This window comes from Streptomyces atroolivaceus, assembly GCF_000717025.1.
Taxonomy (GTDB): domain Bacteria; phylum Actinomycetota; class Actinomycetes; order Streptomycetales; family Streptomycetaceae; genus Streptomyces; species Streptomyces atroolivaceus.
Map to the genome: position 1 here is coordinate 139,090 of NZ_JNXG01000021.1, position 26,598 is coordinate 165,687.

General features: G+C 70.5%; 26 protein-coding genes and 1 pseudogene. 18 read left to right on the forward strand and 9 right to left on the reverse strand.

What is annotated here, in order from left to right; translation table 11 throughout:
- Positions 1-10: 10 nt before the first annotated feature.
- From OO67_RS32230 to OO67_RS32255, 6 genes are all read left to right on the forward strand, one after another.
- Positions 11-1,114, forward strand: coding sequence for an endo-1,4-beta-xylanase (locus tag OO67_RS32230; protein ID WP_033305331.1), 1,104 nt, complete (start codon positions 11-13; stop codon positions 1,112-1,114).
- Positions 1,115-1,483: 369 nt separating this feature from the next.
- Positions 1,484-4,663, forward strand: coding sequence for a glycosyl hydrolase 115 family protein (locus OO67_RS32235; RefSeq protein WP_208861112.1), 3,180 nt, complete (start codon positions 1,484-1,486; stop codon positions 4,661-4,663).
- A gap of 27 nt (positions 4,664-4,690) precedes the next feature.
- Complete coding sequence (locus OO67_RS32240) at positions 4,691-5,095, forward strand: hypothetical protein (protein ID WP_033305333.1); 405 nt, start codon at positions 4,691-4,693, stop codon at positions 5,093-5,095.
- A 143-nt stretch (positions 5,096-5,238) separates the two neighbouring features.
- Positions 5,239-6,339 carry an NADH:flavin oxidoreductase/NADH oxidase gene (locus OO67_RS32245; protein WP_033305334.1) on the forward strand — a complete coding sequence of 367 codons (1,101 nt, stop codon included), beginning with the start codon at positions 5,239-5,241 and terminating at the stop codon, positions 6,337-6,339.
- A 29-nt stretch (positions 6,340-6,368) separates the two neighbouring features.
- Positions 6,369-7,097 (forward strand): class I SAM-dependent methyltransferase, encoded by a 729-nt coding sequence (locus OO67_RS32250; RefSeq protein WP_033305335.1) that lies wholly within the window; start codon positions 6,369-6,371, stop codon positions 7,095-7,097.
- 21 nt (positions 7,098-7,118) lie between these two features.
- On the forward strand, positions 7,119-7,496 hold the full coding sequence (locus OO67_RS32255; protein WP_051710094.1) for an ArsR/SmtB family transcription factor: 378 nt from the start codon (positions 7,119-7,121) through the stop codon (positions 7,494-7,496).
- Positions 7,497-7,508: 12 nt separating this feature from the next.
- Here OO67_RS32255 and OO67_RS32260 read toward each other — a convergent pair whose 3' ends face one another.
- Both OO67_RS32260 and OO67_RS32265 read right to left on the reverse strand, forming a co-directional pair.
- Positions 7,509-8,888 carry an FAD-dependent oxidoreductase gene (locus tag OO67_RS32260; RefSeq protein WP_033305337.1) on the reverse strand — a complete coding sequence of 460 codons (1,380 nt, stop codon included), beginning with the start codon at positions 8,886-8,888 and terminating at the stop codon, positions 7,509-7,511.
- 89 nt (positions 8,889-8,977) lie between these two features.
- Positions 8,978-9,634 (reverse strand): DUF305 domain-containing protein, encoded by a 657-nt coding sequence (locus tag OO67_RS32265; RefSeq protein ID WP_033305408.1) that lies wholly within the window; start codon positions 9,632-9,634, stop codon positions 8,978-8,980.
- 181 nt (positions 9,635-9,815) lie between these two features.
- Between OO67_RS32265 and OO67_RS32270 the strand changes: the two genes are divergently transcribed.
- Complete coding sequence (locus OO67_RS32270; protein WP_033305338.1) at positions 9,816-11,306, forward strand: LVIVD repeat-containing protein; 1,491 nt, start codon at positions 9,816-9,818, stop codon at positions 11,304-11,306.
- 164 nt (positions 11,307-11,470) lie between these two features.
- Here the strand turns inward: OO67_RS32270 and OO67_RS32275 are convergent, their stop codons facing one another.
- The 5 genes from OO67_RS32275 to OO67_RS32295 all read right to left on the reverse strand — a co-directional run bounded on the left by OO67_RS32275 (position 11,471) and on the right by OO67_RS32295 (position 14,840).
- Entirely contained in the window at positions 11,471-11,650 is a 180-nt protein-coding gene (locus OO67_RS32275) for a hypothetical protein (RefSeq protein ID WP_033305409.1), read from the reverse strand.
- Positions 11,651-11,730: 80 nt separating this feature from the next.
- A complete protein-coding gene (locus OO67_RS32280) occupies positions 11,731-12,456 on the reverse strand; it encodes an HAD family hydrolase (protein WP_033305410.1) in 726 nt (241 codons plus the stop codon).
- A gap of 31 nt (positions 12,457-12,487) precedes the next feature.
- A complete protein-coding gene (locus OO67_RS32285; RefSeq protein ID WP_033305339.1) occupies positions 12,488-13,189 on the reverse strand; it encodes a phosphatase PAP2 family protein in 702 nt (233 codons plus the stop codon).
- Between the two features lie 34 nt (positions 13,190-13,223).
- Positions 13,224-14,159 (reverse strand): M56 family metallopeptidase, encoded by a 936-nt coding sequence (locus tag OO67_RS32290; RefSeq protein WP_033305340.1) that lies wholly within the window; start codon positions 14,157-14,159, stop codon positions 13,224-13,226.
- Between the two features lie 87 nt (positions 14,160-14,246).
- Entirely contained in the window at positions 14,247-14,840 is a 594-nt protein-coding gene (locus tag OO67_RS32295) for a DUF5134 domain-containing protein (protein WP_033305341.1), read from the reverse strand.
- A gap of 179 nt (positions 14,841-15,019) precedes the next feature.
- On the opposite strand from OO67_RS32295, the gene OO67_RS32300 reads away from it, so the two are divergent.
- Complete coding sequence (locus OO67_RS32300) at positions 15,020-15,568, forward strand: GNAT family N-acetyltransferase (RefSeq protein WP_033305342.1); 549 nt, start codon at positions 15,020-15,022, stop codon at positions 15,566-15,568.
- A gap of 40 nt (positions 15,569-15,608) precedes the next feature.
- On the opposite strand, the gene OO67_RS32305 is transcribed toward OO67_RS32300, so the two are convergent.
- A complete protein-coding gene (locus tag OO67_RS32305; RefSeq protein ID WP_033305343.1) occupies positions 15,609-16,259 on the reverse strand; it encodes a glycerophosphodiester phosphodiesterase in 651 nt (216 codons plus the stop codon).
- Positions 16,260-16,539: 280 nt separating this feature from the next.
- Here OO67_RS32305 and OO67_RS32310 point away from each other — a divergent pair, with 280 nt between their 5' ends.
- The 5 genes and pseudogenes from OO67_RS32310 to OO67_RS32330 all read left to right on the forward strand — a co-directional run bounded on the left by OO67_RS32310 (position 16,540) and on the right by OO67_RS32330 (position 21,128).
- The gene (locus OO67_RS32310) at positions 16,540-17,937 is read left to right on the forward strand and encodes a DUF6421 family protein (RefSeq protein ID WP_033305344.1); all 1,398 of its coding nucleotides are present in this window, start codon (positions 16,540-16,542) and stop codon (positions 17,935-17,937) included.
- 26 nt (positions 17,938-17,963) lie between these two features.
- Positions 17,964-18,728 (forward strand): SDR family NAD(P)-dependent oxidoreductase, encoded by a 765-nt coding sequence (locus OO67_RS32315; protein ID WP_033305345.1) that lies wholly within the window; start codon positions 17,964-17,966, stop codon positions 18,726-18,728.
- The gene (locus tag OO67_RS32320; protein ID WP_033305346.1) at positions 18,707-19,789 is read left to right on the forward strand and encodes a threonine aldolase family protein; all 1,083 of its coding nucleotides are present in this window, start codon (positions 18,707-18,709) and stop codon (positions 19,787-19,789) included. The genes OO67_RS32315 and OO67_RS32320 overlap by 22 nt, the downstream gene beginning before the upstream one ends.
- A 68-nt stretch (positions 19,790-19,857) precedes the next feature.
- Complete coding sequence (locus OO67_RS32325; RefSeq protein ID WP_033305347.1) at positions 19,858-20,454, forward strand: transglutaminase-like domain-containing protein; 597 nt, start codon at positions 19,858-19,860, stop codon at positions 20,452-20,454.
- A gap of 49 nt (positions 20,455-20,503) precedes the next feature.
- Positions 20,504-21,128: pseudogene (locus OO67_RS32330) on the forward strand (B3/B4 domain-containing protein).
- Between the two features lie 23 nt (positions 21,129-21,151).
- On the opposite strand, the gene OO67_RS32335 reads toward OO67_RS32330, so the two are convergent.
- Positions 21,152-21,874, reverse strand: coding sequence for a lysophospholipid acyltransferase family protein (locus OO67_RS32335; RefSeq protein ID WP_033305348.1), 723 nt, complete (start codon positions 21,872-21,874; stop codon positions 21,152-21,154).
- A 219-nt stretch (positions 21,875-22,093) separates the two neighbouring features.
- On the opposite strand from OO67_RS32335, the gene OO67_RS32340 reads away from it, so the two are divergent.
- The 5 genes from OO67_RS32340 (at position 22,094) to OO67_RS32360 (ending at position 26,597) form a co-directional block, all read left to right on the forward strand.
- Complete coding sequence (locus OO67_RS32340; RefSeq protein ID WP_033305349.1) at positions 22,094-22,420, forward strand: TlpA family protein disulfide reductase; 327 nt, start codon at positions 22,094-22,096, stop codon at positions 22,418-22,420.
- 196 nt (positions 22,421-22,616) lie between these two features.
- A complete protein-coding gene (locus OO67_RS32345) occupies positions 22,617-23,123 on the forward strand; it encodes a flavin reductase family protein (RefSeq protein ID WP_033305350.1) in 507 nt (168 codons plus the stop codon).
- A 201-nt stretch (positions 23,124-23,324) separates the two neighbouring features.
- Positions 23,325-24,110 carry an electron transfer flavoprotein subunit beta/FixA family protein gene (locus OO67_RS32350; RefSeq protein ID WP_033305351.1) on the forward strand — a complete coding sequence of 262 codons (786 nt, stop codon included), beginning with the start codon at positions 23,325-23,327 and terminating at the stop codon, positions 24,108-24,110.
- Positions 24,111-24,167: 57 nt separating this feature from the next.
- Positions 24,168-25,130: an electron transfer flavoprotein subunit alpha/FixB family protein gene (locus OO67_RS32355; protein WP_033305352.1), complete on the forward strand. Its 963-nt coding sequence runs from the start codon at positions 24,168-24,170 to the stop codon at positions 25,128-25,130.
- Positions 25,131-25,298: 168 nt separating this feature from the next.
- On the forward strand, positions 25,299-26,597 hold the full coding sequence (locus tag OO67_RS32360; RefSeq protein WP_033305353.1) for a DUF6986 family protein: 1,299 nt from the start codon (positions 25,299-25,301) through the stop codon (positions 26,595-26,597).
- Position 26,598 lies beyond the last annotated feature (1 nt).

Sequence of the window (26,598 nt, forward strand, 5' to 3'; positions counted from 1 at the left end):
GGTACCTGTCATGCTCAAGCCAATTCGCTCGGTCGCGGTCGGCGCGGCTGCCGCCGTGCTCCTCGTCTCGGCGTTCACCCTCTCCAGCGCCTCCGCCGCCACCGAGGACAGCGGCCGGCGCGGCGGGAAGGGCCACAGCGCGGCCCCTCAGACACTCGGCACCCTCGGCCAGAAGGCCGGGCTCCGCATCGGCACGGCCGTCAACGCCACGGCCCTGGCCGAGGACGCGCCCTACCGGGCCAAGGTCGCGGGCGAGTTCTCCTCCGTCACGGCGGAGAACGCCATGAAGTGGGAGGCGGTCGAGCCGCAGCGGGGCACGTACGACTGGGCCGCCGCCGACGAGCTCGTCGACTTCGCGAAGAAGAACAGGCAACTGGTCCGCGGCCACACGCTGGTCTGGCACAGTCAGCTGCCCGCCTGGCTGAACAACGGCGACTTCACCGCCGAGGAGCTCCGGGAGATCCTGCACCAGCACATCACCGACCAGGTCACACACTTCAAGGGCAAGATCTGGCAGTGGGACGTCGTCAACGAGGCCTTCAACGAGGACGGCACGCTGAGGGACAGCATCTGGCTCCGGAAGCTCGGCCCCGGCTACATCGCGGACGCCTTCCGCTGGGCCCACGAAGCAGACCCCAGGGCCCGGCTGTTCATCAACGACTACAACATCGAAGGCGTCAACGCGAAGAGCACGGCCCTCCACGAACTGGTCACCGGACTGCGCGAGCAGCGCGTGCCCGTCCACGGAGTGGGGATCCAGGGCCACCTGGGCGTCCAGTACAGCGCGCCGCACGACATCGCCGACAACATGCTGCGCTTCGACCGGCTCGGCCTCGAGACCGCGATCACCGAGGCCGACGTCCGGATCCCCATGCCGGCCGACAGTACGGAGCTCGAGGCGCAGGCCGAGGGCTACGGCGTCCTGCTGCGGGGCTGCCTCCTCACCCCGGGCTGCAACGACTTCACGGTCTGGGGCTTCACCGACACCTACTCGTGGGTGCCGGACACCTTCCCAGGCCAGGGCGCGGCCAACATCTTCGACGCGGACTACGCCCCCAAGCCCGCCTACAGCACCCTGCGCCAGACCCTGGCGCTGGCCGCCGGCAGGCACTGAACCAGACCACCACCATCACCACCGGTGGCCGACGAGAGAGGTGATGCTCGTCGGCCACGCCGGCCGGGACGGCATCCCACACCATGGCGACGGCCCCATCGGACGCAGGCGCGTCGTGGCCCGCGGCATCATTCCCGCCCTGGTCCGCCGCGCCCGGGGGCCGGCCGCTCGCCATCGTCACGTCCGGGGCCGCGTCGCTGGTGGTGTGCGACGTGGCCGGACTGATCGCTCCCGGGCCCGACGACGCCGACGGCGCGGTCGCCGCCGCGCTCCCGGACGGGGGCGGCGAACCGGAACGGCCTGCCGGACAGCTGCCAGGGGCTCACGCCCGTCCAATTTGTCATGCGTATGAACAAAATGGAGAGCGACATGGACAAGCACACCAGCCGCAGATCGGTCCTCGGGGCCGGCCTCGGATTCTCGGCGCTGGCGGCGACGCCGCTCGGATCGCTGATGGGACTGACGGGTGAGGCCGCCGCCACGCACGCAGGCTCCGGACGCTCCCCGGCGGTCCGCCCGACCGACCCCGGCGCGTACATGTCGTTCACGCCCCGATCCAACGCCTTCCCCCTGGTCAGGGCCGGCAGGGCGGCGCCGATCGTGGTCAGCGACAAGGACCACGCGGGCGTCGTCCGGGTGGCCGGTGACCTCCGCGACGACATCGAGCGCGTCACCGGCGTCCGACCCGCGCTCTTCCGGAACGAGGCACCGCGAAGCCGGGAGATCGTCCTCGTCGGAACCATCGGCCGCAGCCCTCTGATCGACGGCCTGATCGCCGCGGGCAGGCTGAAGGTCTCGGAGGTCGAGGGCAAGTGGGAGACCAGCCTGCAGACCGTCGTCGAGAAGCCGCTGCCAGGCGTCGACCGGGCCTTCGTCATCGCGGGCAGCGACCAGCGCGGCACGGTGTTCGGCGCGTACGACGTCTCCCGGGGCATCGGCGTCTCGCCCTGGTACTGGTGGGACGACGTGGTCCCCGTACACCGTGACGCGCTGTACGTCCTGCCCGGCCGGTACAGCCAGGGCACCCCCGCCGTGAAGTACCGCGGCTTCTTCATCAACGACGAGAACCCGGCGCTCGGCACCTGGGCCCCCGCCTTCTTCGGCCCCGGCAAGGCGCCCGGCTTCGAAGGCGGGTTCAACGCCGCCTTCTACGCCAAGATCTTCGAAGTGATGCTGCGCCTCAAGGCCAACTACCTCTGGCCCGCGGTCTGGGGCCGCGCCTTCGCCGAGGACGATCCGGAGAACCACGCCGCCGCGAAGGCCTACGGCGTGGTCATGGGCACCTCGCACGAAGCGCCCATGATGAGGGGGATCGAGGAGTGGAACAGGCACGCCGTCGCCGCCGTGCGCGACAGTGCGGGAAACATCACCAAGCCGGGCCACGACCCCTACGGCGGCACAGGCGAGTGGTCCTTCCGCCGCAACGCCGAGGCCATCAAGGCCTATTGGCGGGAGGGCGTCCGCCGCATGGCGGACGAGGACTTCGAGGGTGTCGTCACCCTCGGCATGCGCGGCAACGGTGACGTCAGCCTTCCGGACGGCGACGGCATCGACCTGATGACCGAGATCATCGCCACCCAGCGCACGATCCTCGCCGAGGAGCTCGGCGCCGCCGACGCCGTCCCGCAGGTGTGGACCCTCTACAAGGAGGTCCAGCACTACTGGGACCGCGGACTGCGCGTGCCGGACGACGTCACCGTCGTCCTCACCGACGACAACTGGGCCAACGTCCGCAAGCTGCCGGACCTGAAGAAGGATGCCCGCGGCGGCGGTTACGGCCTCTACTACCACTTCGACTACGTGGGGGTGGGGCGCAACTACAAGTGGGTCGACACCGCGTCGCTCCCGAACATGTGGGACCAGCTCCACCAGAGCACCGCCTACGGCAACCACGGACTCTGGGTCACCAACGTGGGCGACCTCAAGGGCAACGAACTGCCCACCCAGTTCTTCCTGGAGTACGCCTGGGACCCCGGACGCTGGCCCCTGGAGGCGCTCCCGGAGTGGGAGGAGCGCTACGCCGCACAGAACTTCGGCGAGCGGCAGGCCGAGGAGATCGCGGAGATCCTGCGGACGTACGCCCGCCTGCAGTCCCGCCGCAAACCCGAGCTGCTCAACCGGAAGATCACCGTCGACCCGGCCAAGGATCCGGCGACGGACCCGTCCGCCATCGTCTACGACGACCGGGCGACGCCCTTCAGCATCGTCGACTACCGCGAGCTGGAGCGGGTCACCGAGGACTGGCAGCGCCTGGACGCCGCCGCGGAGCGCGTCCGGCGCGGTCTGCCCGCGTCCGCCCGGGACGCCTGGTACGAACTCGTCGGATACGCCGTCCGGGCCACCGCCAATCTGTACGCCCTGCGGGAGGCGGAGTTCACCAACCTGCACTACGCACCCCAGGGCAGAGCCCTGACCAACCAGCTCGCGGCCACCGCCGAGGCGGGGCTGGCCGAGGACTTCGCCCTGGCGCGGCGCTTCAACACCGAGGTGGCCGGCGGCAAATGGGAGGGCTTCCAGACCCAGCCGCACATCGGGTACGGGGATGTGGACCGCTACGGGCCCAACGCCCCCTGGCAGCAGCCCGAGCTGGACGACGTGGCGATAGCGGACGAGATCTATCCCGCGGTGCGGCGCATCGAGCTCCCGCGCGAGGCCGAGATGGGCGTGGCCGTCGACGGCTCGCCCGACTGGTGGCCGGCATCCGGCGGCGAGGCGGTCCTGCCGGTCTTCAGCCCGTACCAGAGCCAGCCCGCCCAGTACGTCGAGGTGTTCAACCGGGGGACCGAACCCTTCGAGTTCCGCATCCGTACCGGTGCCTCCTGGCTGATCGCCGACCGGACCCGTGGCCGGGTGGACGCCCAGACCCGGGTCACCTTCCGCGTCGACTGGGCGCGGGCCCCGAAGGGGACCACGAGGGTCCCCGTCACCGTCTCGGGCCCCGGCGGCAGCGAGGTCGCGGTCACGGCAGTGGTCAACCGGCCGCGCCTGGAGCGCGCAGAGCTCAAGGGCTTCGTCGAGGCCAACGGATACGTCTCCGTCGAGGCCGACCACTTCCACCGGGCGGTGGGCCGCGACGACATCTCCTGGCGGCGGATTCCGGACATCGGCCGCACCGGATCGGGGATGGAGCCCTTCCCGGTCACCGCCGCGCGGCAGACCCCGGGAGGCCGTGGGCCCAGGCTGGAGTACCGGGTCAGCCTGTTCACGACCGGGCCGGTCACCGTCTGGGCGTATCTGTCGCCCCGCAACAACGCCCTGGCGGCCGACGGGCTGACGTATGCCGTCTCCTTCGACGACGACGCCCCGCAGTCCGTCAACATCACCGAGGTGACGGGGGCCGACGACGGCACCATGAACCCGCAGTGGGCCCGCAACACCTCGGACAACGTCAACCGCACCGGCACCGCGCACCACATCGGCCGGGCGGGGGCCCACGTGCTGAAATTCTGGATGGTCGACCCGACCGTGGTACTCCAGAACCTCGTGGTGGACACCGGCGGTCTCAAGCCCAGCTATCTGGGCCCGCCGGAGAGTCTCCGGCTGAGCTGACCGGAGCGGGACGAGGAGGCGGCAGGGATGAGTATCGAGATCCGGGACACCGAGGGGCACCGTGCGACGCTGCAGGTGGCCCCCGGGCCTGCGGAAGGGCCGCTCCAGGTCGGGATCCTGATCGAGGGCCCCTCGGCGGACGCCTCCTGGTCCTGCTCCCCGGCCGCTGCCAGGGAACTGGCCGCGGCGCTCGTCGCGGCGGCCGGTGAGGCGGAGAACGCGCGGCCGGCCGAACCCGTCACCGTCAAGGCGTGTGAGCTGCTGCGCGGCGACGTGCGGGACGGGGACAGGCTCATGACGGTCGAGGCCGTCAGGACGGACGGGGCCGGTGTGCAGGTGACCTGGACCTCAGGAGGCGGACGCAGCTGGAGCCAGATGTACGAGGCGGATGCCGACATCCGGCTCCGCCGCCGGCTGCGGCCGGGGAGGTGAGCGGCGTCGTACGGGCCGCTCGTATTTCGACGATCGCCGTAGTACGGTGATTATCGTAGTACGGTGAATGTCGTACGAGCGACGGCCCCGGCGTGCCGGGGCCGTCGCGCCGCCCGCCCCGTCCCGAGGAATCGGAGCCCCCTGTGAGTGCACTGTTCGAGCCCTACGTCCTGCGGTCGCTGACCATTCCCAACCGCATCTGGATGGCCCCGATGTGCCAGTACAGCGCGGAAGTGTCAGGGCCCGACGCGGGTGTGGCCAACGATTGGCACTTCGCCCACTACGGTGCCCGCGCGGTCGGCGGAACCGGCCTCGTCCTCGTCGAGGCCACCGCCGTCAGCCCGGAGGGCCGCATCAGCCCTGCGGACCTCGGCATCTGGAACGACCGCCAGGTGGAGGCGTTCCGCCGGATCACCGACTTCCTCGACGGCCAGGGGACCGTGCCGGGAATCCAGCTCGCCCACGCCGGACGGAAGTCGTCGACCGACCGTCCCTGGCGCGGCGGAGCCCCCATCGGCGTCGGGGACCCCGAGGGCTGGGAACCCGTCGCCCCGAGCCCTCTCGCGTACGACGAGTCCCACACGGTGCCCGCCGAGCTGAGCGTCGAGGACATCCAGCAGGTCGTGCGGCAGTTCGCCGACGCCGCCGCCCGGGCGCTCGAAGCGGGCTTCAGGGTCGCCGAGATCCACGGGGCGCACGGCTATCTGATCGGCCAGTTCCTCTCCCCGCACAGCAACCACCGCACCGACCTCTACGGCGGGTCCTTCGAGAACCGCACACGCTTCGCACTGGAGGTCGTGGACGCCGTGCGCGCCGTGTGGCCCGAGGACCTCCCGCTGTTCTTCCGTATCTCCGCCACCGACTGGCTGACCGAGAACGCGGACGACCCGCGCGAGGGCTGGACCGCCGACGACACCGTCCGCTTCGCACGTGAGCTGCTCGACCACGGCGTCGACCTGCTGGACGTCTCGACCGGCGGACTGGCGCCGAAGGCGCGGATTCCCGCGGAGCCCGGTTACCAGGTGCCCTTCGCCCAGCGGGTACGCGACGAGACCGGCCTTCCGGTGGCAGCGGTAGGGCTGATCACCGACCCCGTGCAGGCGGAGAAGATCCTCGCCGACGGCAGCGCGGACGCCGTCCTGCTGGGCCGCGAACTGCTGCGCGATCCCCACTTCGCCCGAAAGGCCTCGCGCGAACTCGGTGGTGACGTCAGGACGCCCGAACAGTACGCCCGGGCGGTGTGACGCCGCCTCTGTCGGTACGCTGAGCCGCGATGTTCACTCCCCAGGGCCCCACACTGCGCGAACTGGCCGTCCAGGCGTTCTCCTCGACGATGCGCGGATACGACCTGCTCGCCCCGAAATTCGACCTGACGCCCTACCGGACCCCGGACCGGGTGCTCGAAGCCGTCGCCGACGCGGTGCGGCCCCTCGGGCCGTTCGGCCGGGGCCTGGACGTCTGCTGCGGTACCGGGGCGGGCGCGGGTGTGCTGCGTGGGCTCTGCGGGGAGCGGGTCACCGGCGTCGACTTCAGCGCCGGCATGCTCGAGGTCGCCAGGGCCGCACACGGCGGCAACGACACCGGCCCGGTGGTCGACTGGGTCCGCGCCGACGCCCTGGCACTGCCGTTCGCGCGCGCGTTCGACCTCGCCCTGAGCTTCGGGGCGTTCGGCCATTTCCTGCCTGAGGAACGTCCCGGACTCTTCGATCAGGTCTACGCGGCGCTGCGGCCCGGTGGTCTCTTCGTCTTCCCGGTGGGCGCGCCGCCCGCGGTGGGCTCCCGGGCGTACTGGTCGCTGCTCGGCTTCGATCTGGCCATGCGGGTGCGCAACGCACTGTGGCGTCCGCCCTTCGTCATGTACTACCGCACGTTCCCGCTCGCCGGTGTGGTGGACGACCTCGTGGGCACCGGATTCACGGTGCGGCTGCTGCCTCTTGAGGAGTTCGGCCGGAGGCCGGACGGCAGCCCGCGTGTCCGGCTCGTGGTGGCGGCACGTGGATAAAACTACGACGATCCTCGTACAATGGACCCCCCTGCACGAAGTGGAGCCACCGTGACGACGAACGCCGCTCGCGTGCTCGCCCACCCCTCACGCGAGGAGATCCGCGTGGAGGGCGTGCTCCACGCGCTCTCCGATCCGGTCAGGCTCCGGATCGTGCGCCAGCTGGCCGGCGCGACCGACGAGCAGGCCTGTTCGCGCTTCGATCTCCCGGTGTCCAAGTCCACCACCACGCACCACTTCAGGGTGCTCCGCGAGAACGGCGTGATCTCCCAGTTCTACCGGGGCACGGCCAAGCTGAGCTGTGTGCGGACCGAGGATCTCGACGCTCTCTTCCCCGGTCTGCTCGACAGCGTCCTCGGCGGAGCGGACCTGCAGGCCGAGCGCCTCGGCCAGGGCTGACCGCCTCCGCCGTCATCCCCGGCCGTCGCCGGCGGCGCCGAGCAGCCCCGGCCAGTCGGGGATCTTCACTCTGCGGCGTCCGAGCGAGTGGCCCAGTGCCGACTCGGCGCGTTCGATGGACAGCCAGCCCTCCCATTCCACCGGCCTCAGTCCCTCGTCCCGGAGAGCTCCCAGCGGATCGGCCGGCACCTCCCGGTGGACGAGCAGAGGCGCGTCATCGAGCAGCGAAGCGACCGTCTCCTTGGCGCACGACCTGTTCGAGCCGATCACCCCCGTGGGGCCGCGCTTGATCCACCCGGCGACGTACTCCCCGGGCGACGCCGTCCCGTCCCTGACGACCCGGCCCGCCAGATGCGGCACGATCCCGCGCACCGGGTCGAAGGGCAGACCGGGCAGCGGCGTCCCCCGGTATCCCACGGCCCGCAGCACCAGCTGTGCCTCGACGTCCTCGTACACACCGGTGTCCCGCACTCCTCCGGCGCCGTCCGGGGCCGTCCGCGCGAACCGCACCCCCGCGACCCGCCCGTCCCGCCCCAGCAGCTCGACCGGGCGCAGGAAGAACCGCAGTCGGATACGGCGCTCCCCGTCGACCGCGGCGGTGGGCGGAGCTGCCGCCCACCCGCGCAGCACGTCCAGGTTCCGCCGGACCACGGCAGGCGGAGGCGGCCCCTCCGGGCCTCCCGCCACCGCCGCGTACGCGGGATCGAGCATGAGCTCCGCCCCGTCGACGACGATCCGTGCCCGGGGGAGCGCGCCGAGTTCGCGCAGCTCCTTGGTGGTGAACCTGGCCTGCGAGGGGCCGCGCCTGCCGACGATGTGCACGTCGCGCACCCGGCTGGTCCCGAGGGACTCCAGCGCCGCCCGGGGCACGTCCGTGCCCCGCAGCTCGGCCGCGCCCCGGGCGAGGATCCGGGCCACGTCGAGCGCCACGTTGCCGACACCGATCACCACGGCCGTACGTGCCAGGAGTGCGAAGCCGTCGCGGGCCGCGTCCGGGTGGGCGCTGTACCAGGAGACGAACTCGGTGGCGGAGAAGCTCCCCGGCAGCCCTTCGCCGGGAACGGCGAGGGGGCGGTCGGACGCCGCGCCGACGCAGTAGACCACCGCGTGGTACAGCTCCTTGAGCCGGGCGGGTGACAGCCCGCCCTCACCGCCCACCTCGGTATGACCGAGGAACGTGATCCGGTCGTCCTCCAGGACCGCCCGGAGCTGGCTCTGCAGCGACTTGATCTTCTCGTGGTCGGGTGCCACGCCGTAGCGCACCAGTCCGTACGGGGTCGGCAGCCGGTCCAGGACATGCACGCGTACGTCCGGCACCCGCGACTGCTGCAGCAGGGCCTGGGCGGTGTAGACCCCGCTGGGTCCCGAACCGACGACGGCGACACGGAGCACGGCGCACCTCCTGCGGCAGGCTCCCTCCAGCATGGCACCGGTGCGGGTGAGCGGGGGAGAGGCTCGCGGCCCCCGCACCCCGCGCCCGTTCAGGTCATCAGTCCACGCATCCGGTCGATCTCCACGGTCTGCTGGGCGACCACGTCGTTGGCCATCTCCTCCACCAGTACGTTGTTGCCGTCCGCGAGAGCCTCGGTCGCCATGGTGACCGCGCCCTGGTGATGGGTGATCATGAGCTCGAGGAACAGCCGGTCGAAGGCCTTGCCCTTCGATGCGCGCAGCTCCTGGATCTGCTTGTCGGTCGCCATGCCGGGCATGGAGGAGTGGTCGTGGGTCTCCTCGCGCTCGTCTCCGCCGTTGTTCTTCAGCCAGCCCTGCATGGCGCCGATCTCCGGCTTCTGAGCCGCCGAAATGCGATTCGAGAGCCGCTCGACGGATGGGGAGGCCGCCCGGCCGGGAACGAGAGCGGTGAGCACGAGGGCCTGCTCGTGATGCTCGATCATCATGCGCACGTAGCGGTGGTCGGCCGAGTTGGGTGTGTCGTTCCGGGCGGCCTTCGCCGCCTCCTCGGCGGACAGCGTCCTGGCCGGTTCACCGGGTCTGCCGGGCGCCACGACCGAAGGGCCCTTGTCGGTGCCCGCCATCGCCCCGTCATCGCCTCCGTCGCAGCCTCCCAGAGCGAGAACGGCGGCCACGAGCGTCGTCGCCAGAGCTGCTGCGCGCAGGTGCGCGGTCCGACGGGGCATCAACACGGCGACCTCCAGTGCCACATGAATGTGTTGCAGACCGTCCTAACACCTTCCACCGGCCGGTGATCAAAAATTTTCATTACGTCTCTGTTGCCATCTGTTGGTGTGTACATGCGAGGGACGATACTGCCGGGGTCCATGAACCGTTCGTCGACGAACGGATACAAGGGAGGACGCAGTGACCTCGTTGCACACCACCAGCGTGCGGCGGAGACGTCTGGGTGTGGCGGCAGCCGCGGCCGGGCTCATCGCCACGCTGTTCACGGCCGGACCCGCGGCCGCGACGCCCGACCCGGGCGACACCGCCACCACCCGCAGCGGTGTTTCCGTGAGCGAGCAGGCCGAAGCCAGGGCCGCCATCGAGAGCGGCGAGATACCCGGCGTGGACGAGATCGTCCACAGCGCCAACATCGAGCACCTCACGAACATCCCCAAGGACGCGCTCCAAGGGACCAACACCGACCTGGCGTTCCAGGGCACCTACGCCTACGCCGGGAACTACGACGGCTTCCGGATCTTCGACATCCGCAACCCGAAGAAGCCGAGGACCGTCGCGCAGGTCCTGTGCCCGGGCTCGCAGAACGACATCTCGGTCTCCGGGAACCTTCTCTTCCTGTCGACCGACTCCTCGCGCAGCGACGACTCGTGTGCCAGCACCACCCAGCCGGCCACGGAGAAGTCCTCCTGGGAGGGCGTGAAGGTCTTCGACATCAGCGACAAGCGCAACCCGAAGTACGTCGCCGCCGTCGAGACCGCATGCGGCTCGCACACCCACACGATCGTTCCCGAGCGGAAGAGCGTCTACGTCTACGTCTCGTCGTACTCGCCGAACGAGACGTTCCCGGACTGCCAGCCGCCGCACGACGGTATCTCCGTCATCAAGGTGCCGCGCAAGGCGCCCGAGGACTCCCGGATCGTGAACTTCCCGGTCCTCTTCCCGGACGGTGGAAACCCGGGCGCGCCGGCGAACCCCGGCGTCTCGAAGACCACCGGATGCCACGACATCACCGTTCTGCCGTCGAAGGACCTGGCAGCCGGGGCGTGCATGGGTGACGGTCTGCTGTTCTCCATCAAGGACCCGGAGAACCCGAAGATCATCGACCGGGTGCAGGACAACGTGAACTTCGCGTTCTGGCACTCGGCGACCTTCAACCAGGACGCCGACAAGGTCGTCTTCACCGATGAGCTCGGCGGCGGCGGCGCGGCCACCTGCAACGACGAGATCGGCCCGAACCGCGGGGCCGACGGCGTCTACGACATCACGGGCAGGGGTGACCACCGCAAGCTGGTCTTCCGCAGCTACTTCAAGATCGACCGCCCGCAGGCGGACACGGAGGTCTGCGTCGCGCACAACGGCTCGATCATCCCGGTCAAGGGCAAGGACCTGATGGTCCAGGCCTGGTACCAGGGTGGGATCTCCGTCTGGGACTTCACCAACTCCTCGAAGCCGAAGGAGATCGCGTTCTTCGAACGCGGTCCGGTCTCCACGGAGGCGGTCACCACGGCCGGCCCGTGGTCGGCGTACTACTACAACGGCTACATCTACTCCAACGACATCGCCAAGGGCTTCGACGTCCTGAAGCTCAACGACCGGCGGACCGATCCGGCGAAGAAGGTGCGGCTGCCGGAGCTCAACGTGCAGACGCAGCCGGACTACTTCGACCGCTGATCCACGGCTCCTCCCGCAGATGAAGGAGAGTGCCCCGCCGGACGGACTCCGTCCGGCGGGGCACGTTTATCTCATTGACCCGTGGGCGGGGCGGGGACATGCTGTACCCCTGATTCCGGCGATGCGGGGGATCGCCGGAATCAGGGGTGGGGCCGCGCGATCGCTCAGGCGGCCGTTCGCACGCTCGTACCCGTGGCCGTGGCCCACTCCACCAGCAGGCGCTGGTACTCCGTCTCGTCGGCCGGGGAGAGCAGGCCGCCCGAGCGCTGCCACAGGGTGCGGATCTCTTCGTTGACCACGGAGGCGGGGCGCACGGCGGCGGACGGGTTCGGATACGGGGACATGTCCACCAAGCTAAACCCCCTCAGGGCTCACGGACCCTCTCCGGGGCAGGGATATCCCTCACACCTCCTCCCGGAATCCTTCACGCATGGTGCGTGCCGGGTCCTTCCCCGGTGCGTTCCAGCAGTCCGAGCGCCCGGAGCCCGGCCGGCCGCTCCGCGACGGGGAGCGGGTCCACGAAGCGCACCTCGCAGCCCAGTGCCGTCGCGCCCCCGTCGGCGTGGCGGTCGTCACCGACCATGACCACATCCGCCGGATCGCACCCCAGGAGCGTGCACGCCGTGCGGAACAGGCGCGGGTCCGGCTTCTGGATGCCGTGTTCGCAGGACAGGACGTATACGTCGACCAGCTCGTCCAGGCCGTGTGCGCGGAAGACGGGACGCAGGTCCCAGCCGATGTTGCTCACGACGCCGACCGCTACGCCCCTGTGACGCAACTCGCGCAGCACCTCGGCAGCGTCGGAGTACGGCTGCCAGGCGGCAGGGCTCATGTGGCGGTCGTACAGCGCGTCGGGCAGCCCCGCGTCCGGGAGGGCGGCCTCGCGGGCCAGGCCGGTGTACGCCTCCCTGTGCAGCCGTGCATCGCGGTCGCGATCGGCCCACACGGCGGCCAGCGACGGCGGAATCCGCTCGGGGTGCGGGCCGCCGGGCAGCGCTCCGGCCGCAGTCAGCCGACGTACGCAGTCCTCGAAGTCGGCCCGCTCCACCATGGTGCCCCGAGCGTCGAGGGCGGCGCGCAGCCACGCGTCGACGGGCTCGATCCGGAAGAGGGTCCCGGAGAAGTCGAAAAGTACACCCTTGGGTCGCATGAAGCCGATCATCGCCGCCCCCGGCAAGCAGCTACAAGGGCGCGTCCCCGTCCCCGTCGCCGCCCGCAGGCCGGGTGCGCCGGGCGTATCCGGTGTATCCGGCGACGGAGAGCACGACCACCGTGGCCCCCAGAACGACTCCGCCCACCACATCGCTCAGCCAGTGCACGCCGAGGTAGACGCGGGTGTACGCCACACCGGCCACCGAGATCACGGCGAGCGCCAGGGAACCCCACCACAGCGGTGCCTGCGCGCCGTGCAGGCGCAGCAGCCACAGGAGGAGCCCGCAGGTCACCGCCGCGGTCATGACGTGACCTGAGGGGAAGGCCGCGTAGTGCGCCGAGTCCACCGGGTCGACCCACCGCGGGCGTTCGCGGCCCACGGCGGCCTTGAGCCCTTGCTGTACGAGCGTGGCGAAAAGACTTGTCGCGGCGACCCAGCCGGCGAGCAGCCGTGAGCCGCGCCACCACAGGGTGATCACGACGGCGGCGGTCAGGACGCGCATCGTCCAGGGATCCCACACCCAGTCCGTCAGAACCCGGTTGGCGTGGACGAGCCCCGGTTCGGTCACCGCTCTGCGGTGCAGCGCCTCGGCCACCGCTGTGTCCAGCGACATCAGAGGAGACCAGGCCAGCGCGACCAGCACGAGTACGACGAGGGACAGTGCGGCGCAGACGAGGCCCGTCAACAGGAAGGGGACTCGGGCGCGCGGAGGGCGGGGAGGGGAGTGCATGGGGATGATCCTCGTTCACGACCGGCGCGTGAGGCTATCCCAGGGCACTCAGACCGGGGACGAAGGCCACCAGCAGGGGCACGACGGGCACCAGTGCCGCAGCGGCCGTCAGTCGCAGCCGACGGCCCGCCGTGAGCCGCTCCACCGGCTCGAGCAAGCGGTTCACCCTGAGCGGCATGTGGGCCCCGGAAGCCGGTGCCGGGCCGAACACGCCACGGTCCTCGTTGAGTTCGACCAGGGCGAGCGCGATCGTGAGACGCCCGAAGCGCCGTGACGCCACGTCGTCCGCGGCCAGTTCGACAAGGCGATGCATCTCGTCGCGGAAAGCGGCGAACACCGGTACCTGCGGGAATCCGGTCGCGAGCGCCCCCGAGCAGTGCAGGAGCCAGTCGTGGCGCGCCTGTGCGTGGCCCTGTTCATGGGCCAGGACGGCATCGAGCTGACGCCCCTTCAACCGCCCGAGTGCCGCGGTGGTGATGACCAGTTGGGGCGCTGCCCCCGGCAGCCACCACGCGTCGGGCCGTTCACCCTCCAGCACCACGAGGCGCCCGCTGCCGGGTTCCTCTCCCGGCAACAGCGGGGAGCGGACCAGAAGTTCGGTGCGCCGTCGCCTGCGACGGGCCCGCGCCTGGTGGATCTCCCGTACGAGCATGGCCGCGGTCCACACGCCGCCGAACGCCAGCAGCACGGCGATGACCGCGGACCACGGGCCGTACGCGCCCAGGGCGTACGCCTCGACCACGGCGTTCGGGGCGGGTGCGAAGACGTGGCCGCGGACCGCCTGCCAGGCGGCGGCCGCACTGAAGGTCATGGAGAGCGCGAACGACAACAGGACACCCGCGACCACGCACTGCCAGACCCACAGGGCAACGACCGGCTCACGCTCCGGCCACCGGGCCCTCGCCATCAGACCCGGGGCCACGACGGCGGCCAGTGCGCCGAGCAGCAGCAGCACGAGGGAGACCATCATGGGCGTCAGCCTATGAGTGCCGCGGCGTCCCCGGGTATGGCCGCGCGCGTCAAGTGACGTACGACACCGTGCGCGGGGCCCGTCGTCTCACAGGGTGAGCAGCATGGCGAACATGGCTATGCCCATGGTCAGCCTGCACGCCAGGGCCAGCTCGGGCCGAGCGCCCCACGTCTGGCCCCTGACGACGCCATGGCCGGCCACGGCCGGCGCCCCGGCGTGTGGGGGAGCCGGTATCAGCTGCCCGGCCGAGCGCAGGACGTACAGGGCGTAGTAGACCAGCAGCGCTCCCGTCAGCACGGGGAGGCCTCCCGCCGCACCCGCGGCGTGGCCCGTATGGCCGCCGCCCGGGACATGGGCCCCCGGCGCCATGGCCACGGCCATGTAGACCATGGCCAGCGAACCGACCAGATGATGCAGATGATGGCCGCCGCCCCTCGCGTACACGACCGCCCGCAACGAGGCGGCGCCGAACACCACCGCGTAGACCGTCCACGTCCATTGCGGAAGCGTGAGCAGGGCAGCGGGCACCGCCATCGCGGCCATCCCGAACCCCATCAGCGCCTCGGCGCGCGCCGATCTGCGTTCCTGCTCCGTGCCGTCTCGGGTCCGCAGCAGGCAGTACGCCCCCGTGGCCCCGCACAACACCATGAGCAGCCAGCCGGACAGCGCCGGTCCGTGCACGGTGCACCTCCCCCTGTGGCGAATCACGCCGGTCCGTCCCATCGATGCCCCGGCCGGGGTGTTCCTACCGGGGCGCATTGGAGTACCGGGGGGAGCGCGAGAGGGCCTGCGGGGGGCGGCCGGGGCCGGGTTAGTCTCGGGAAAGCACAGGCGGCAGCACCCCACCGGAGAAGAGCCACATGGACATCGCACCGGCAGAGGCACGGGCAGAACTGACCTTCCGCGACGCGACCGAGGACGATGTGCCGATCCTCGTGCGCCTCGTCGAGTCCGCCTACCGGGGTGACGCGAGCCGGGCCGGATGGACCACGGAGGCGGACATCCTGCAGGGGCAGCGCACCGACGCGGACGGGGTGCGCGAGGTGCTCGCGCACCCCTCGGGCCGGGTGCTCGTGGCCGAGCGGGACGGCGAGCCGGTCGCCTGCTGCCAGCTCGAACACCGCGGGAAGGCCGCGTACTTCGGAATGTTCGCGGTCAGGCCCGAGCTGCAGGGCGCGGGTCTCGGCAAGGTGATCATCGCCGAGGCGGAGCGTGCGGCACGCGAGAGCTGGGGGGTGAGCGAGATGCACATGACGGTGATCTCGGTCCGTGAGGAGCTCATCGCCTGGTACGAGCGCCGGGGGTACCGCCGTACGGGAGAGCTGACGCCCTTCCCGTACGGCGACGAGCGCTTCGGTGTCCCGCAGCGCGACGACCTCGCGTTCGAGCTGCTGGTCAAGAAGCTCTAGATCCTACGGACGGTGGTGCGCGCCGGCACCCCTGGGTGCCTCAGGCGGTGAAGCGGCCCGCGCGCCGGATCTCCGGGTAGTCGGTCGTGGCGCCGTCCAGACCCAGCGCGCGTACGAGACGCAGCTGGTCCTGGGTGTTCACCACCCACCCGATCACCTTCAGGCCCTCCGCGTGTGCCTGCTCGACCACCTCCAGCGTGAGTCGGCGGATGTTCAGGGCGAGCGTCGCCGCCCCCGCCGCCTTCGCCCGGTCCACCACATCGCCTTCCCACCGGCTCGCGATGAGTACCGTCCGCACCCCCGGGACCAGCTGCGCGATCTCGGCGACCGCCGCGTCGTGGAACGAGGACACCTCGACGCGGCCGGCCAGATCGCGCCGCAGCATCACCTCGGCCAGGGCCCTCGCAGCCGCCACGTCCTTGATCTCCGCCTGGACGGGCGAGCGGATCGCGTCGAGTACCTCCTCGAAGACCGGCACACGTTCGCCTCGCCCGGCGTCGAGCTCGCGGAGCTCCGAGAGCGTCTTCTCGGCGATCAGCCCTCTCCCGTCCGTCGTGCGGTCCACGGCGGCGTCGTGCATCACGGCGAGCGCGCCGTCCTTGCTCAGATGGAGATCCAGTTCGACGGCGTCCATGCCGGCCTGCTCCGCGTGCACGAACGAGCGCAGCGTGTTCTCCGGCTCGACGCCCATGACCCCGCGATGACCGATGGTGAGAAAAGTCAAGGCACTCCCGCTTCCGTCCGTCCTGGTCGCCCCGCGTGCGGCTCCTACCCACAGGGAACCAGTTCGCGCCTTCAGGGCGGGCTCTGCCCGGCCAGTCCGGTGGAAGAAGTTGTCATGCGGATGTGTGACGGGAAAAATAACGGTGACCATGTGGGGTGGCAGGATAATTTTCTGCCCTCCACTTGTCCGAAGGGGCCACGCATGGATACGGTTACTTGACGCGAGGTTCTCCCGTGAAGGAAGTGCTATGACGGAAATTCTTGAGCATGACGCCGCTGCCGGTGCGATAGCTGCTGCCCAGCGGGTCGTGGAGCACCCGGCCTGGCCCAGGCTCAAGAGTGCCGTGGAAGAGCTCCGCCCCTGGCAGTCCGAGGACGGTTCCATCGACTTCGCGGCCGAGGGCGCTCCCTCCGCGGAGACCGCCGCCGCCGTCGTCGAGCGGGTGGTCACGGCGGTCGAGCAGCTCTCCCCGCTGCTCCCGCACGACGAGGCCTACCACCGGGCGCTCGTCACCGATCTGCGTCGCTGGGCCGCTGACGGTTTCGGTGTCCCTGACTTCCTCGACTCGCTGCTCGCCTTCCAGCCGGCCAGGAACCGTGCGGACGGCCTCCAGCATCTGGTCGTGTTCGCGATGTACACGCAGAACGGCAACCCGGACCGCAACCTCGAAGCCGTCGTGCTGCGCATGGTCTGGCCCGAGTGGCTTGCCGACCTCGAAGCCACGCGCTACGACAACCCGCTGTTCTGCGGCATCACCTTCGAGGACTTCACCTCGGGCTACGATACCAACTCCGCCGTGCTGTTCCCCGAGACCATCGCCGTACGCGAGGCGCCGGAACGCTTCAGCTGGGGCGGCATCTTCTGTGACCGTGAGGCCGCCCGTTTCCGCCGCGTGACCGAGGCGTCCGTCGAGCTCCTGGGCGTCGAGCTGCCCGACGACATCCGGGAGATGCTCGGGGACCAGAAGCGCTGCGAGCAGGCGTTCGTGCTCTGGGACATGGTCCACGACCGCACCCACAGCCATGGCGACCTGCCGTTCGACCCCTTCATGATCAAACAGCGCCAGCCGTTCTGGATGTACGGGCTCGAGGAGCTGCGCTGCGACCTCACCGCCTTCAGGGAGGCCGTGAAGCTGGAGGCCGACGGCTTCGGACAGGGTCGTGACGTCCAGTTCGCCGTGCTCTTCGACCGGATGTTCCGCTTCCCCGTCACGGGTGAGCGGGTGCGCAACTACGACGGCCTCGGCGGCCAGCTGCTCTTCGCCTACCTCCACAAGCACGACGTGGTCCGCTGGACCGACAACACGCTCAGGATCGACTGGGCCCGTGCCCCGCAGGTCACCAACCAGCTCTGCGGAGAGATCGAGAAGCTCTACCGCGACGGCATCGACCGTCCCAAGCTCGTGCACTGGTTCGCGGCGTACGACCTGGTCGCGACCTACCTCGCACCCCACCCCGGATCCCGGTGGGCCAAGGGCCCCGACGCCCTGGACCTCGACCAGCCTCCCCGTAAGCTCGTCGACGACGTGCTTCCGGACGAGTTTCCCCTGAGCATGTTCTATGAGGCGCTCTCGAAGAAGCTGAAGCATGTGATCGCCTCCACCAAGGGGATCACCGCGGCGGACGCCGGGCGGGCAGCTGCGTGAGCGCGGGTTCTGAGGAGGCGGTGGCGATGAACGGAACAGGCATGGCCGACAGTGGTGCGCTCGAGGGCGCGGTGGTCGCGGTGGCCGGAGCGGCAGGGCCCGCGGGCCGCGCCACCTTGCTCAGGCTCGCCGAGGCGGGTGCGACCGTGGTCGCCTCCGACGCCAACCCCGAACGGCTCGTGGAGGCGGTCGACGCCGCGCGCTACGCACACGGCGGAGCGACGGTCACCGGTGACACGGTCGATCTGCTCGATCCGGCAGCCGCGCGGGAATGGGCGCTCAAGACGGAGAAGGAGTTCGGTCGTGTCGACGGTCTGGTCCACCTGGTCGGGGGTTGGCGCGGCGGCGCCGGTTTCGGTGACACCAGCCTCGCCGACTGGGACTACCTCGAGAAGCTGCTGATCCGTACCGTCCAGTCCACCTCGCTCGCCTTCAACGAGGTCATCCAGCGCAGCGACCGGGGCCGGTACGTGCTGATCAGCGCGGCAGGAGCCAGCAGCCCCACCGCCGGCAACGCGGCCTACGCCGCGTCCAAGGCGGCCGCCGAGGCCTGGACGCTCGCCCTTGCCGACGCCTTCCGCAAGGCGGGGGGTGACGCGGGCCCGACGTCGGCTGCTGCGATCCTTGTCGTCAAGGCACTGGTGCACGACGCGATGCGCGCCGAGCGCCCGAATGCGAAGTTCGCGGGCTTCACGGACGTCACGGAGCTGGCCGAGGCCATCGCCGGAGTCTGGGACATGCCCGCCGGAGAAGTGAACGGAAAGCGTCTGTGGCTGACTCCGCAACCGTAAGGACCGATGCGCGACGTCATCACGATCCGCAGGTACGCGGCTTCGCCAGTGACAACTACGCCGGTGCGCACCCGGAGGTACTCGCGGCCCTCGCCCTCGCCAACGGCGGTCATCAGGTCGCCTACGGCGAGGACGACTACACCGGGCACCTCCAAAGGGTCATGCACAGCCACTTCGGCCCCACCGCGGAGGCCTTCCCGGTCTTCAACGGCACCGGAGCCAACGTCGTCGCCCTGCAGGCGCTGACCGACCGCTGGGGTGCGGTGATCTGCGCCGAGTCCGCCCACATCAACGTGGACGAGGGCGGTGCGCCGGAGCGGGTCGGCGGGCTGAAGCTGCTCACCGTCCCGACCCCGGACGGCAAGCTCACGCCGGAGCTCATCGACCGCGAGGCGTACGGGTGGGAGGACGAGCACCGGGCGATGCCGCAGGTCGTCTCGATCACCCAGAACACCGAGCTCGGCACCGTCTACACGCCCGACGAGATCCGCGCCGTCTGCGACCACGCCCACGAGCGGGGCATGAAGGTGCACCTCGACGGAGCCCGGATAGCCAACGCCGCCGCATCGCTGGACGTGCCGATGCGTACGTTCACCAACACGGTCGGTGTCGACGTCCTCTCGTTCGGCGGCACCAAGAACGGCGCGCTCTTCGGAGAGGCCGTGGTCGTCCTGGACCCGGACTCGGTCCGGGCCATGAAGCACCTGCGCAAGCTGTCGATGCAGCTCGCCTCCAAGATGCGCTTCGTCTCGGTCCAGCTCGAGGCGCTGCTCGCCCGCGACCTCTGGCTGCGCAACGCGCGGCACGCCAACGCCATGGCCCAGCGGCTCGCCGAAGGGGTCCGGACCGTCGACGGCGTGGAGATCCTCCACCCCGTCCAGGCCAACGCCGTCTTCGCGCGGTTGCCGCACGAGGTGACCGAGCGGCTGCAGAAGCGGTTCCGGTTCTACTTCTGGGACGAGAAGGCCGGAGACGTCCGGTGGATGTGCGCCTTCGACACCCGCGAGGACGACGTGGACGCCTTCCTGCTGGCGCTCAAGGAGGAGATGGCCAAGCAGTAGCAGCATAAGTATGCGGTCGAGCGGAAATGTATTGCCTCTGCTCGGCCGCATCGCTACGCTCCCCGGGCATGAAGCTGATTCAGCACGCCTCGGATCTCTCCGCCTATCTCGCCGACGACGAGGTCATCGATCACCGCCACCCGCTCGTGACCGAGACCGCCGAGCGCCTCGGTGCGGGCGAGGGTGATGCGCATGTGTACGCCTCCGCCGCTTTCGCCTTCGTTCGCGACTCCGTCCCGCACTCGATGGACGTGGGGGACCCCCGGGTCACCTGGCGCGCGTCCGACGTCCTGGCCGCTCGCACCGGCATCTGCTACGCCAAGGCACACGCCCTGACCGCCCTGCTCCGGGCCGGGGGCATTCATGCCGGCCTCTGCTACCAGCGGCTCACCGGCGCGGGCGGGGGGCCCGTCGTTCACGGCCTGGTCGCCGTGCGGCTCCCCGGCCGGGAGCGGTGGGCACGGCAGGATCCGCGCGGGAACGTAGGCGGGATCGACGCCCAGTTCTCCATGGAGGAGGAGCGGTTGGCCTGGGTGGTCCGACCGGAGTTCAATGAGATGGACTATCCGGTAGTCTATGAAGCACCGCACCCGGCGCCTCTCCACGCACTGCGGAGCTCACGCGACTGTGCGGAACTGGGGCGGAATCTGCCCGCCTCGCTCTGAACCCGTCACGCCCTTGACTCCCGCGCCGGAGCAATGCGGGACGACGGTCCTGACGATCACGGTCTCCGACGACGTCCGCAGCCTCGCCCCGGGCTTCACCCACCTCGCCGTCGAGGCGCACGGCCTGGCCGACGGGCCCAGCGACGAGAACGGTTCGGCCCTGCTGGACGACGCGCCCCGAAGGCTCACCGCGCGCCTCGGAGGCCGTTCTCCGCACGAGGATCCGCATGTCGCCGCCTGGCGCGACATGTGCACGGCCTTCGGGGCCAAGCCTTCCCGCATCAACCGCCCGGTCGACCTCTCGGCGCGATCAGCGTGGCCCGTCTGATCCCTGCCGGCGGCGAGGACAGCGACCGCATCAGGGGAGCCACGAGGCTGGTGCGCTCCACCGGCCGGGAGGAGTTCCCCACGGTCGTCGGCGGTCAGACGGTCATCGAGCACCCGGAGTGCGGGGAGGTCGTCCGGTGCGACGACGAATCCGTCACCGCAGGCGCTGGAACCGGCGTCAGGGCACGCGCACCCGCATCACCGAGGTGTCGGTCAACGCCGTCTTCCTGCTGGAGGGACTCGTTCCCGCGGCCCCGGCGGGGCTCGGGGCCGCGGCCACCGAGCTCGCCGAGTACGTCGAGAAGACGAGCCCTGGGGTGCGGATCACCCTCCACGGCCCCGAGTGACGTCTCCCTCACCGCGCGACGGCTCAGCCGAGCTCGCGGGCTTCTGCGGGCGTCGGCGCCGTACCGCCGAGGTGCGACGGGACCCACCAGGTGTCGGCCGCGTCCTTGGGGCGCACCGGGTAGGCGCGCTGCGCCGCCTCGAGGAGCTCCTGGACACGTTCACGCAGACGGCGGGTGATGGCCCCCGCGTACTGGTCGGCGGGGGCCTCCATGGCCTCGCCCACGCGGATCGTGATGGGGGTGTGGCTGCGCCGGAAGTTGCGCGGGCGCCCCTTCGTCCACAGTCGCTGGGTGCCCCACAGCGCCATCGGGATCAACGGCACGCCGGCCTCCTGGGCCAGCCGCGCGGCGCCCGACTTGAAGCTCTTCAGGGTGAAGGACTGCGAGATCGTCGCCTCGGGGAAGACGCCGACGATCTCACCCGCGCGCAGCGACGCGAGCGCGTGCGCGTAGGCGTCCTCACCCTGGTTGCGGTCGACGGGGATGTGCTTCATGCCGCGCATCAGCGGCCCGGACACCTTGTGCCGGAACACCGACTCCTTCGCCATGAAACGGACGAGCCGCTTCTGGGGGAGGGCGCCGAGCCCGGTGAAGATGAAGTCCAGATAGCTGATGTGGTTGCTGACCAGAACCGCGCCACCGGTCTTCGGGATGTGCTCCGAACCCTGGGTGTCGATCTTCAGGTCGAGCGCCTTGAACAGCGTGCGAGCGGCGCCGATGACCGGCCGATAGACGAGCTCTGCCATCTGGATGAAGACCCTTCTTCAATGCCTGGGGAGGGTTCTCCCGGCGGAAGTTACGCAGCCGTAGGTTTTCGGCATTGGGGCGATCGTGCCCCATGTGCGACGCCGTGGCCAGCCCCAAAGGGCCCGGGGCGGGAGATTCTCGTCACGTGACTTCTCCGGGAATGTATTGCGGTCGTGGGGTGCTGACCCTTTGCGCAGAGCTCTGAGAGGGAGGCCGGGATGGACCCGAAGACAGCTGCCGGCACGCTGGACGCGGCCCAACTCGGTGTGGAGCTGGGGGATCGGGCCACCCTTGTGCAGTTCTCGAGTGCGTTCTGCCAGCCGTGCCGCGCCACCCGGCGCACCCTCGCGGAGGTGGCCGGGATGGTCGAGGGCGTCGCCCACGTCGAGATCGACGCCGAGGCGCATCTCGCGCTCGTACGCAGTCTCGGTATCAGCCGCACGCCCACGGTCCTGGTGCTGGACGCGGCGGGCCGTATCGTCCGCCGGGCAGCGGGCCAGCCGCGTACGGCGGATGTCGTCGCCGCGCTGGGGCAGGCGATGTGACGGACCGTGACGCATCTCCCACATGACGGGACGCACTTGACTGTGTACACCACGCATCGTCACCCTGACGTCATGCCGCCAGAACTCCTTCTCTTCGGCCGGGTCCACGTGGACCTCGTGCGCCACGCGAGCGCGCGCTGTCCGGGTGTCTGAAGAACTCACGGACCCGTACGCCCTCTCGCAGAAGGATCTTTCCATGACGGCATCGCCCGATCTCGCCACCTCCCGCACGGCTGCCCCCGAGCTTCTGCGCTCCGCCTTCCGTCAGCACGCCGCCGGCGTCGCCGTGATCACCGCCGCCGGCCCGGAGCCGGTCGGATTCACCGCGACCTCACTCAGCTCCGTGGCCGCCGAGCCGCCGCTCATCTCCTTCGGGGTGGGCACCTCCTCCTCCAGTTGGCCCGTGGTCGCTGAGGCGGAGCACGTGGGCGTCCACATACTCGGCGAGGGTCAGCAGGAGCTCGCCGCGACGTTCGCCCGCAGCGGAGCCGACCGTTTCGGCCCCTCCACCGTCTGGCGCACGGGCCCGGAGGGGGTGCCGCTGCTCGGGGGAGTGGTGGCCTGGCTGGTCTGCCGGGTGGTGGCCAGGATCCCGGCGGGGGACCACCGGATCGTGATCGCCGAGATCGTGGCCGGGGACCCCTCGGAGGGGGGCCGGCCGCTGGTCTACCACCAGGGCCGGTTCACGGCTCTGCGAGACTGAGGGCGAGCAGGGTGCCGGTGGAACGGACTCCGTTGGCTACGTCACAGTTCCAAGCGCTTGCTTATGGGTAACGTACTGGGTGTACTGGCGAGTAATATTTCACCGGGAGCCGGGTCGCCCCGACCGGAAACCGCTCGATATGGCGCCTATGCTGCGTGCAACAAGGCAGCCCAGAAATGACGATGCAGTAGGAGAGCCGGCGTGAGCTTGAGGATCGTTGTCTGTGTGAAGTACGTGCCCGACGCCACCGGCGACCGGCACTTCGCCGATGACCTGACCCTGGACCGTGACGACGTCGACGGTCTGCTGTCGGAGCTCGACGAGTACGCGGTCGAGCAGGCGCTGCAGATCGCCGACGAGGCGGACGACGCGGAGATCACCGTGCTCACGGTGGGTCCCGAGGACGCCAAGGACGCGCTGCGCAAGGCGCTGTCGATGGGCGCCGACAAGGCGGTCCACGTCGAGGACGACGACCTCCACGGCACCGACGTCATCGGCACCTCCCTGGTCCTGGCCAAGGCCGTGGAGAAGACCGGCTACGACCTGGTCATCTGCGGCATGGCGTCGACGGACGGCACCATGGGCGTGCTCCCGGCGCTGCTCGCGGAGCGCCTCGGCGTCCCGCAGGTCACGCTGCTCTCCGAGGTGTCGGTCGACGGCGGCACGGTCAAGGGCCGTCGCGACGGCGACTCCGCGTCCGAGCAGCTCGAAGCGTCCCTTCCGGCCGTGGTCTCCGTGACCGACCAGTCGGGCGAGGCCCGCTACCCGTCGTTCAAGGGCATCATGGCGGCGAAGAAGAAGCCGGTGGAGTCCCTGGACCTGGAGGACCTGGAGATCGAGGCGGACGAGGTCGGCCTGGGCGGCTCCTGGACCGCGGTCGACTCCGCGGCCGAGCGTCCCGCCCGCACCGCGGGCACGATCGTCAAGGACGAGGGCGAGGGCGGCAAGCAGCTGGCCGAGTTCCTTGCGGGCCAGAAGTTCATCTGAGCCCCGCCCGTTCCCATCGCCGCCCCGCCTCTTTCGCACGCAGGAGATTGAAGTCCCATGGCTGAAGTTCTCGTCTATGTCGACCACGTGGACGGTGCCGTCCGCAAGCCCACCCTGGAGCTGCTGACGCTCGCCCGCCGCATCGGCGAGCCGGTAGCCGTCGCCCTCGGCAACGGGGCCGCCGACACCGCCGCCGCGCTCGCCGAGCACGGTGCGGTCAAGGTGCTGACCGCCGACGCCCCGGAGTTCGCCGACTACCTCGTCGTACCGAAGGTGGACGCGCTCCAGGCGGCGTACGACGCGGTGTCCCCGGCCGCCGTGCTGCTTCCCTCCTCGGCCGAGGCCAAGGAGATCGCGGCCCGTCTCGCGCTCCGCATCGGTTCCGGCATCATCACCGACGCCGTCGACCTCGAGGCCGGTGACCAGGGCCCGGTCGCCACGCAGTCGGCGTTCGCCGCCTCGTACACGACCAAGTCCCGTGTTTCCAAGGGCACTCCGGTCATCACGGTCAAGCCGAACTCGGTCGCCGTCGAAGCCGCCCCGGCCGCGGGTGCCGTCGAGTCCCTCGCGGTCTCCTTCTCGGCGACGGCCACCGGCACCAAGGTCCTCTCGCGCACCCCGCGTGAGTCGACCGGCCGTCCGGAGCTGACCGAGGCCGCGATCGTCGTCTCCGGTGGCCGTGGTGTCAACGGCGCGGAGAACTTCGCGATCATCGAGGCGCTCGCCGACTCGCTCGGTGCGGCCGTCGGCGCCTCGCGTGCCGCGGTCGACGCCGGCTGGTACCCGCACACCAACCAGGTGGGCCAGACCGGCAAGTCGGTCTCCCCGCAGCTGTACATCGCCTCGGGTATCTCGGGCGCGATCCAGCACAGGGCGGGCATGCAGACCTCGAAGACCATCGTCGCGGTGAACAAGGACGCCGAGGCCCCGATCTTCGACCTCGTCGACTACGGCGTCGTCGGCGACCTCTTCGACGTCGTCCCGCAGCTCACCGACGAGGTCAAGTCCCGCAAGGGCTGACCCGGCAGGAGTCCTGCCCGCACGTAGGCCCGGGGCCGCACGGTGTTCACACCGTGCGGCCCCGGGCTCTTTCCGATCACCATTGACGCAGACCCGGGAGGCTTATAACTTCGCTATGCGGATGAAAGATTCCGGGAAGCGGAAACAGTAGCACTGGAGGGTACGGTCATGGGTCAGCAGGAGAAGGTGGCGACGAGCCTCACCGGCGCGGTCGGCGAGGAGATCAGCGCCTCCCTCATGTCGGTGGACGCCGAGCTCGCCCGCCGCTACCCGGGGGACCCCGGCACACGCCAGCCGGTCCACACCGTCTACGTGCCCGCCGACGGCTTCACCTCCACCACACTCCGCACCTGGGGCGACCAGGCGCTTGCGTCGCTCGACGAGCACGCCCCCGACGCCGCCGCGCTCGCCTCGGTCCTGGGGATCCCGCAGGAACTCGCGGAGCCCGTCCACGACCGCGTACGGGCCAAGCTGCGGCGCGAGCCGGTCGAGGACCTGCGCATCGACTTCGAGGACGGCTACGGGCCGCGCCCGGACTCCGAGGAGGACGAGGCCGCCGCCCGCGCGGCGCGTCTGGTCGCCGAGGCCTACGGCGACGGCACCGCGGCCCCCTACATGGGCATCCGGATGAAGTGCATGGAAGCCGCCGTGCGCGACCGGGGCATCCGCACCACGGACATCTTCCTCACCGGCCTGATGCGGGCCGGAGGCCTCCCCGAGGGGCTCGTCCTGACGCTGCCCAAGGTGACGTATCCCGAGCAGGTCACCGCCTTCGTGCGGCTGCTCGAGGCCTTCGAGGAGAGCCACGGTCTGCCCTCCGGGCGCCTCGGTTTCGAGATCCAGATCGAGACCAGCCAGTCCATCCTGGCGGCGGACGGCACCGCCGCCGTGGCCCGCATGATCGACGCCGCCCGGGGCAGGGCGACCGGTCTGCACTACGGGACCTTCGACTACAGCGCCTGCGTCGGGGTGAGCCCGGCCTACCAGGCCAGCGACCATCCGGCCGCCGACCACGCCAAGGCCGTCATGCAGGTCGCCGCCGCGGGCACCGGCGTGCGGGTCTGCGACGGGTCCACGAACGTGCTCCCGGTCGGTCCGGCCCAGCAGGTCCACGACGCCTGGCGCCTCCACTACGGCCTCACCCGCCGCGCTCTGGCCCGTGCGTACTACCAGGGCTGGGACATGCACCCCGGTCATCTGCCCACCCGCTACGCCGCCGTCTACGCCTTCTACCGCGAGGGCCTCGGCCAGGCCGCGTCCCGGCTCGCCGCCTACGTGGCCAAGGCCGGCGGAGACGTCATGGACGAGCCCGCCACCGCGAAGGCGCTCAGCGGCTACCTGCTCCGCGGCATCGACTGCGGGGCCCTGGACACCGCGGAGGTCGCCGGGCTCACCGGTCTGACCCGCGCGGACCTGGACGCCTTCGCCTCACCCCGCCGCGGCGGGCTGACCGTGACGGCCCCGTAGG

Excerpts from the sequence above, each read along its gene's own strand:
- OO67_RS32230 (WP_033305331.1), top strand. The coding sequence starts at position 11 with ATGCTCAAGCCAATTCGCTCGGTCGCGGTCGGCGCGGCTGCCGCCGTG.
- OO67_RS32235 (WP_208861112.1), top strand. The coding sequence starts at position 1,484 with ATGGACAAGCACACCAGCCGCAGATCGGTCCTCGGGGCCGGCCTCGGA.
- OO67_RS32240 (WP_033305333.1), top strand. The coding sequence starts at position 4,691 with ATGAGTATCGAGATCCGGGACACCGAGGGGCACCGTGCGACGCTGCAG.
- OO67_RS32250 (WP_033305335.1), top strand. The coding sequence starts at position 6,369 with ATGTTCACTCCCCAGGGCCCCACACTGCGCGAACTGGCCGTCCAGGCG.
- OO67_RS32255 (WP_051710094.1), top strand. The coding sequence starts at position 7,119 with ATGGACCCCCCTGCACGAAGTGGAGCCACCGTGACGACGAACGCCGCT.
- OO67_RS32265 (WP_033305408.1), bottom strand. The coding sequence starts at position 9,634 with ATGCCCCGTCGGACCGCGCACCTGCGCGCAGCAGCTCTGGCGACGACG.
- OO67_RS32275 (WP_033305409.1), bottom strand. The coding sequence starts at position 11,650 with ATGTCCCCGTATCCGAACCCGTCCGCCGCCGTGCGCCCCGCCTCCGTG.
- OO67_RS32280 (WP_033305410.1), bottom strand. The coding sequence starts at position 12,456 with ATGCGACCCAAGGGTGTACTTTTCGACTTCTCCGGGACCCTCTTCCGG.
- OO67_RS32285 (WP_033305339.1), bottom strand. The coding sequence starts at position 13,189 with ATGCACTCCCCTCCCCGCCCTCCGCGCGCCCGAGTCCCCTTCCTGTTG.
- OO67_RS32290 (WP_033305340.1), bottom strand. The coding sequence starts at position 14,159 with ATGATGGTCTCCCTCGTGCTGCTGCTGCTCGGCGCACTGGCCGCCGTC.
- OO67_RS32300 (WP_033305342.1), top strand. The coding sequence starts at position 15,020 with ATGGACATCGCACCGGCAGAGGCACGGGCAGAACTGACCTTCCGCGAC.
- OO67_RS32305 (WP_033305343.1), bottom strand. The coding sequence starts at position 16,259 with ATGGGCGTCGAGCCGGAGAACACGCTGCGCTCGTTCGTGCACGCGGAG.
- OO67_RS32310 (WP_033305344.1), top strand. The coding sequence starts at position 16,540 with ATGACGGAAATTCTTGAGCATGACGCCGCTGCCGGTGCGATAGCTGCT.
- OO67_RS32315 (WP_033305345.1), top strand. The coding sequence starts at position 17,964 with ATGAACGGAACAGGCATGGCCGACAGTGGTGCGCTCGAGGGCGCGGTG.
- OO67_RS32325 (WP_033305347.1), top strand. The coding sequence starts at position 19,858 with ATGAAGCTGATTCAGCACGCCTCGGATCTCTCCGCCTATCTCGCCGAC.
- OO67_RS32335 (WP_033305348.1), bottom strand. The coding sequence starts at position 21,874 with ATGGCAGAGCTCGTCTATCGGCCGGTCATCGGCGCCGCTCGCACGCTG.
- OO67_RS32340 (WP_033305349.1), top strand. The coding sequence starts at position 22,094 with ATGGACCCGAAGACAGCTGCCGGCACGCTGGACGCGGCCCAACTCGGT.
- OO67_RS32345 (WP_033305350.1), top strand. The coding sequence starts at position 22,617 with ATGACGGCATCGCCCGATCTCGCCACCTCCCGCACGGCTGCCCCCGAG.
- OO67_RS32355 (WP_033305352.1), top strand. The coding sequence starts at position 24,168 with ATGGCTGAAGTTCTCGTCTATGTCGACCACGTGGACGGTGCCGTCCGC.
- OO67_RS32360 (WP_033305353.1), top strand. The coding sequence starts at position 25,299 with ATGGGTCAGCAGGAGAAGGTGGCGACGAGCCTCACCGGCGCGGTCGGC.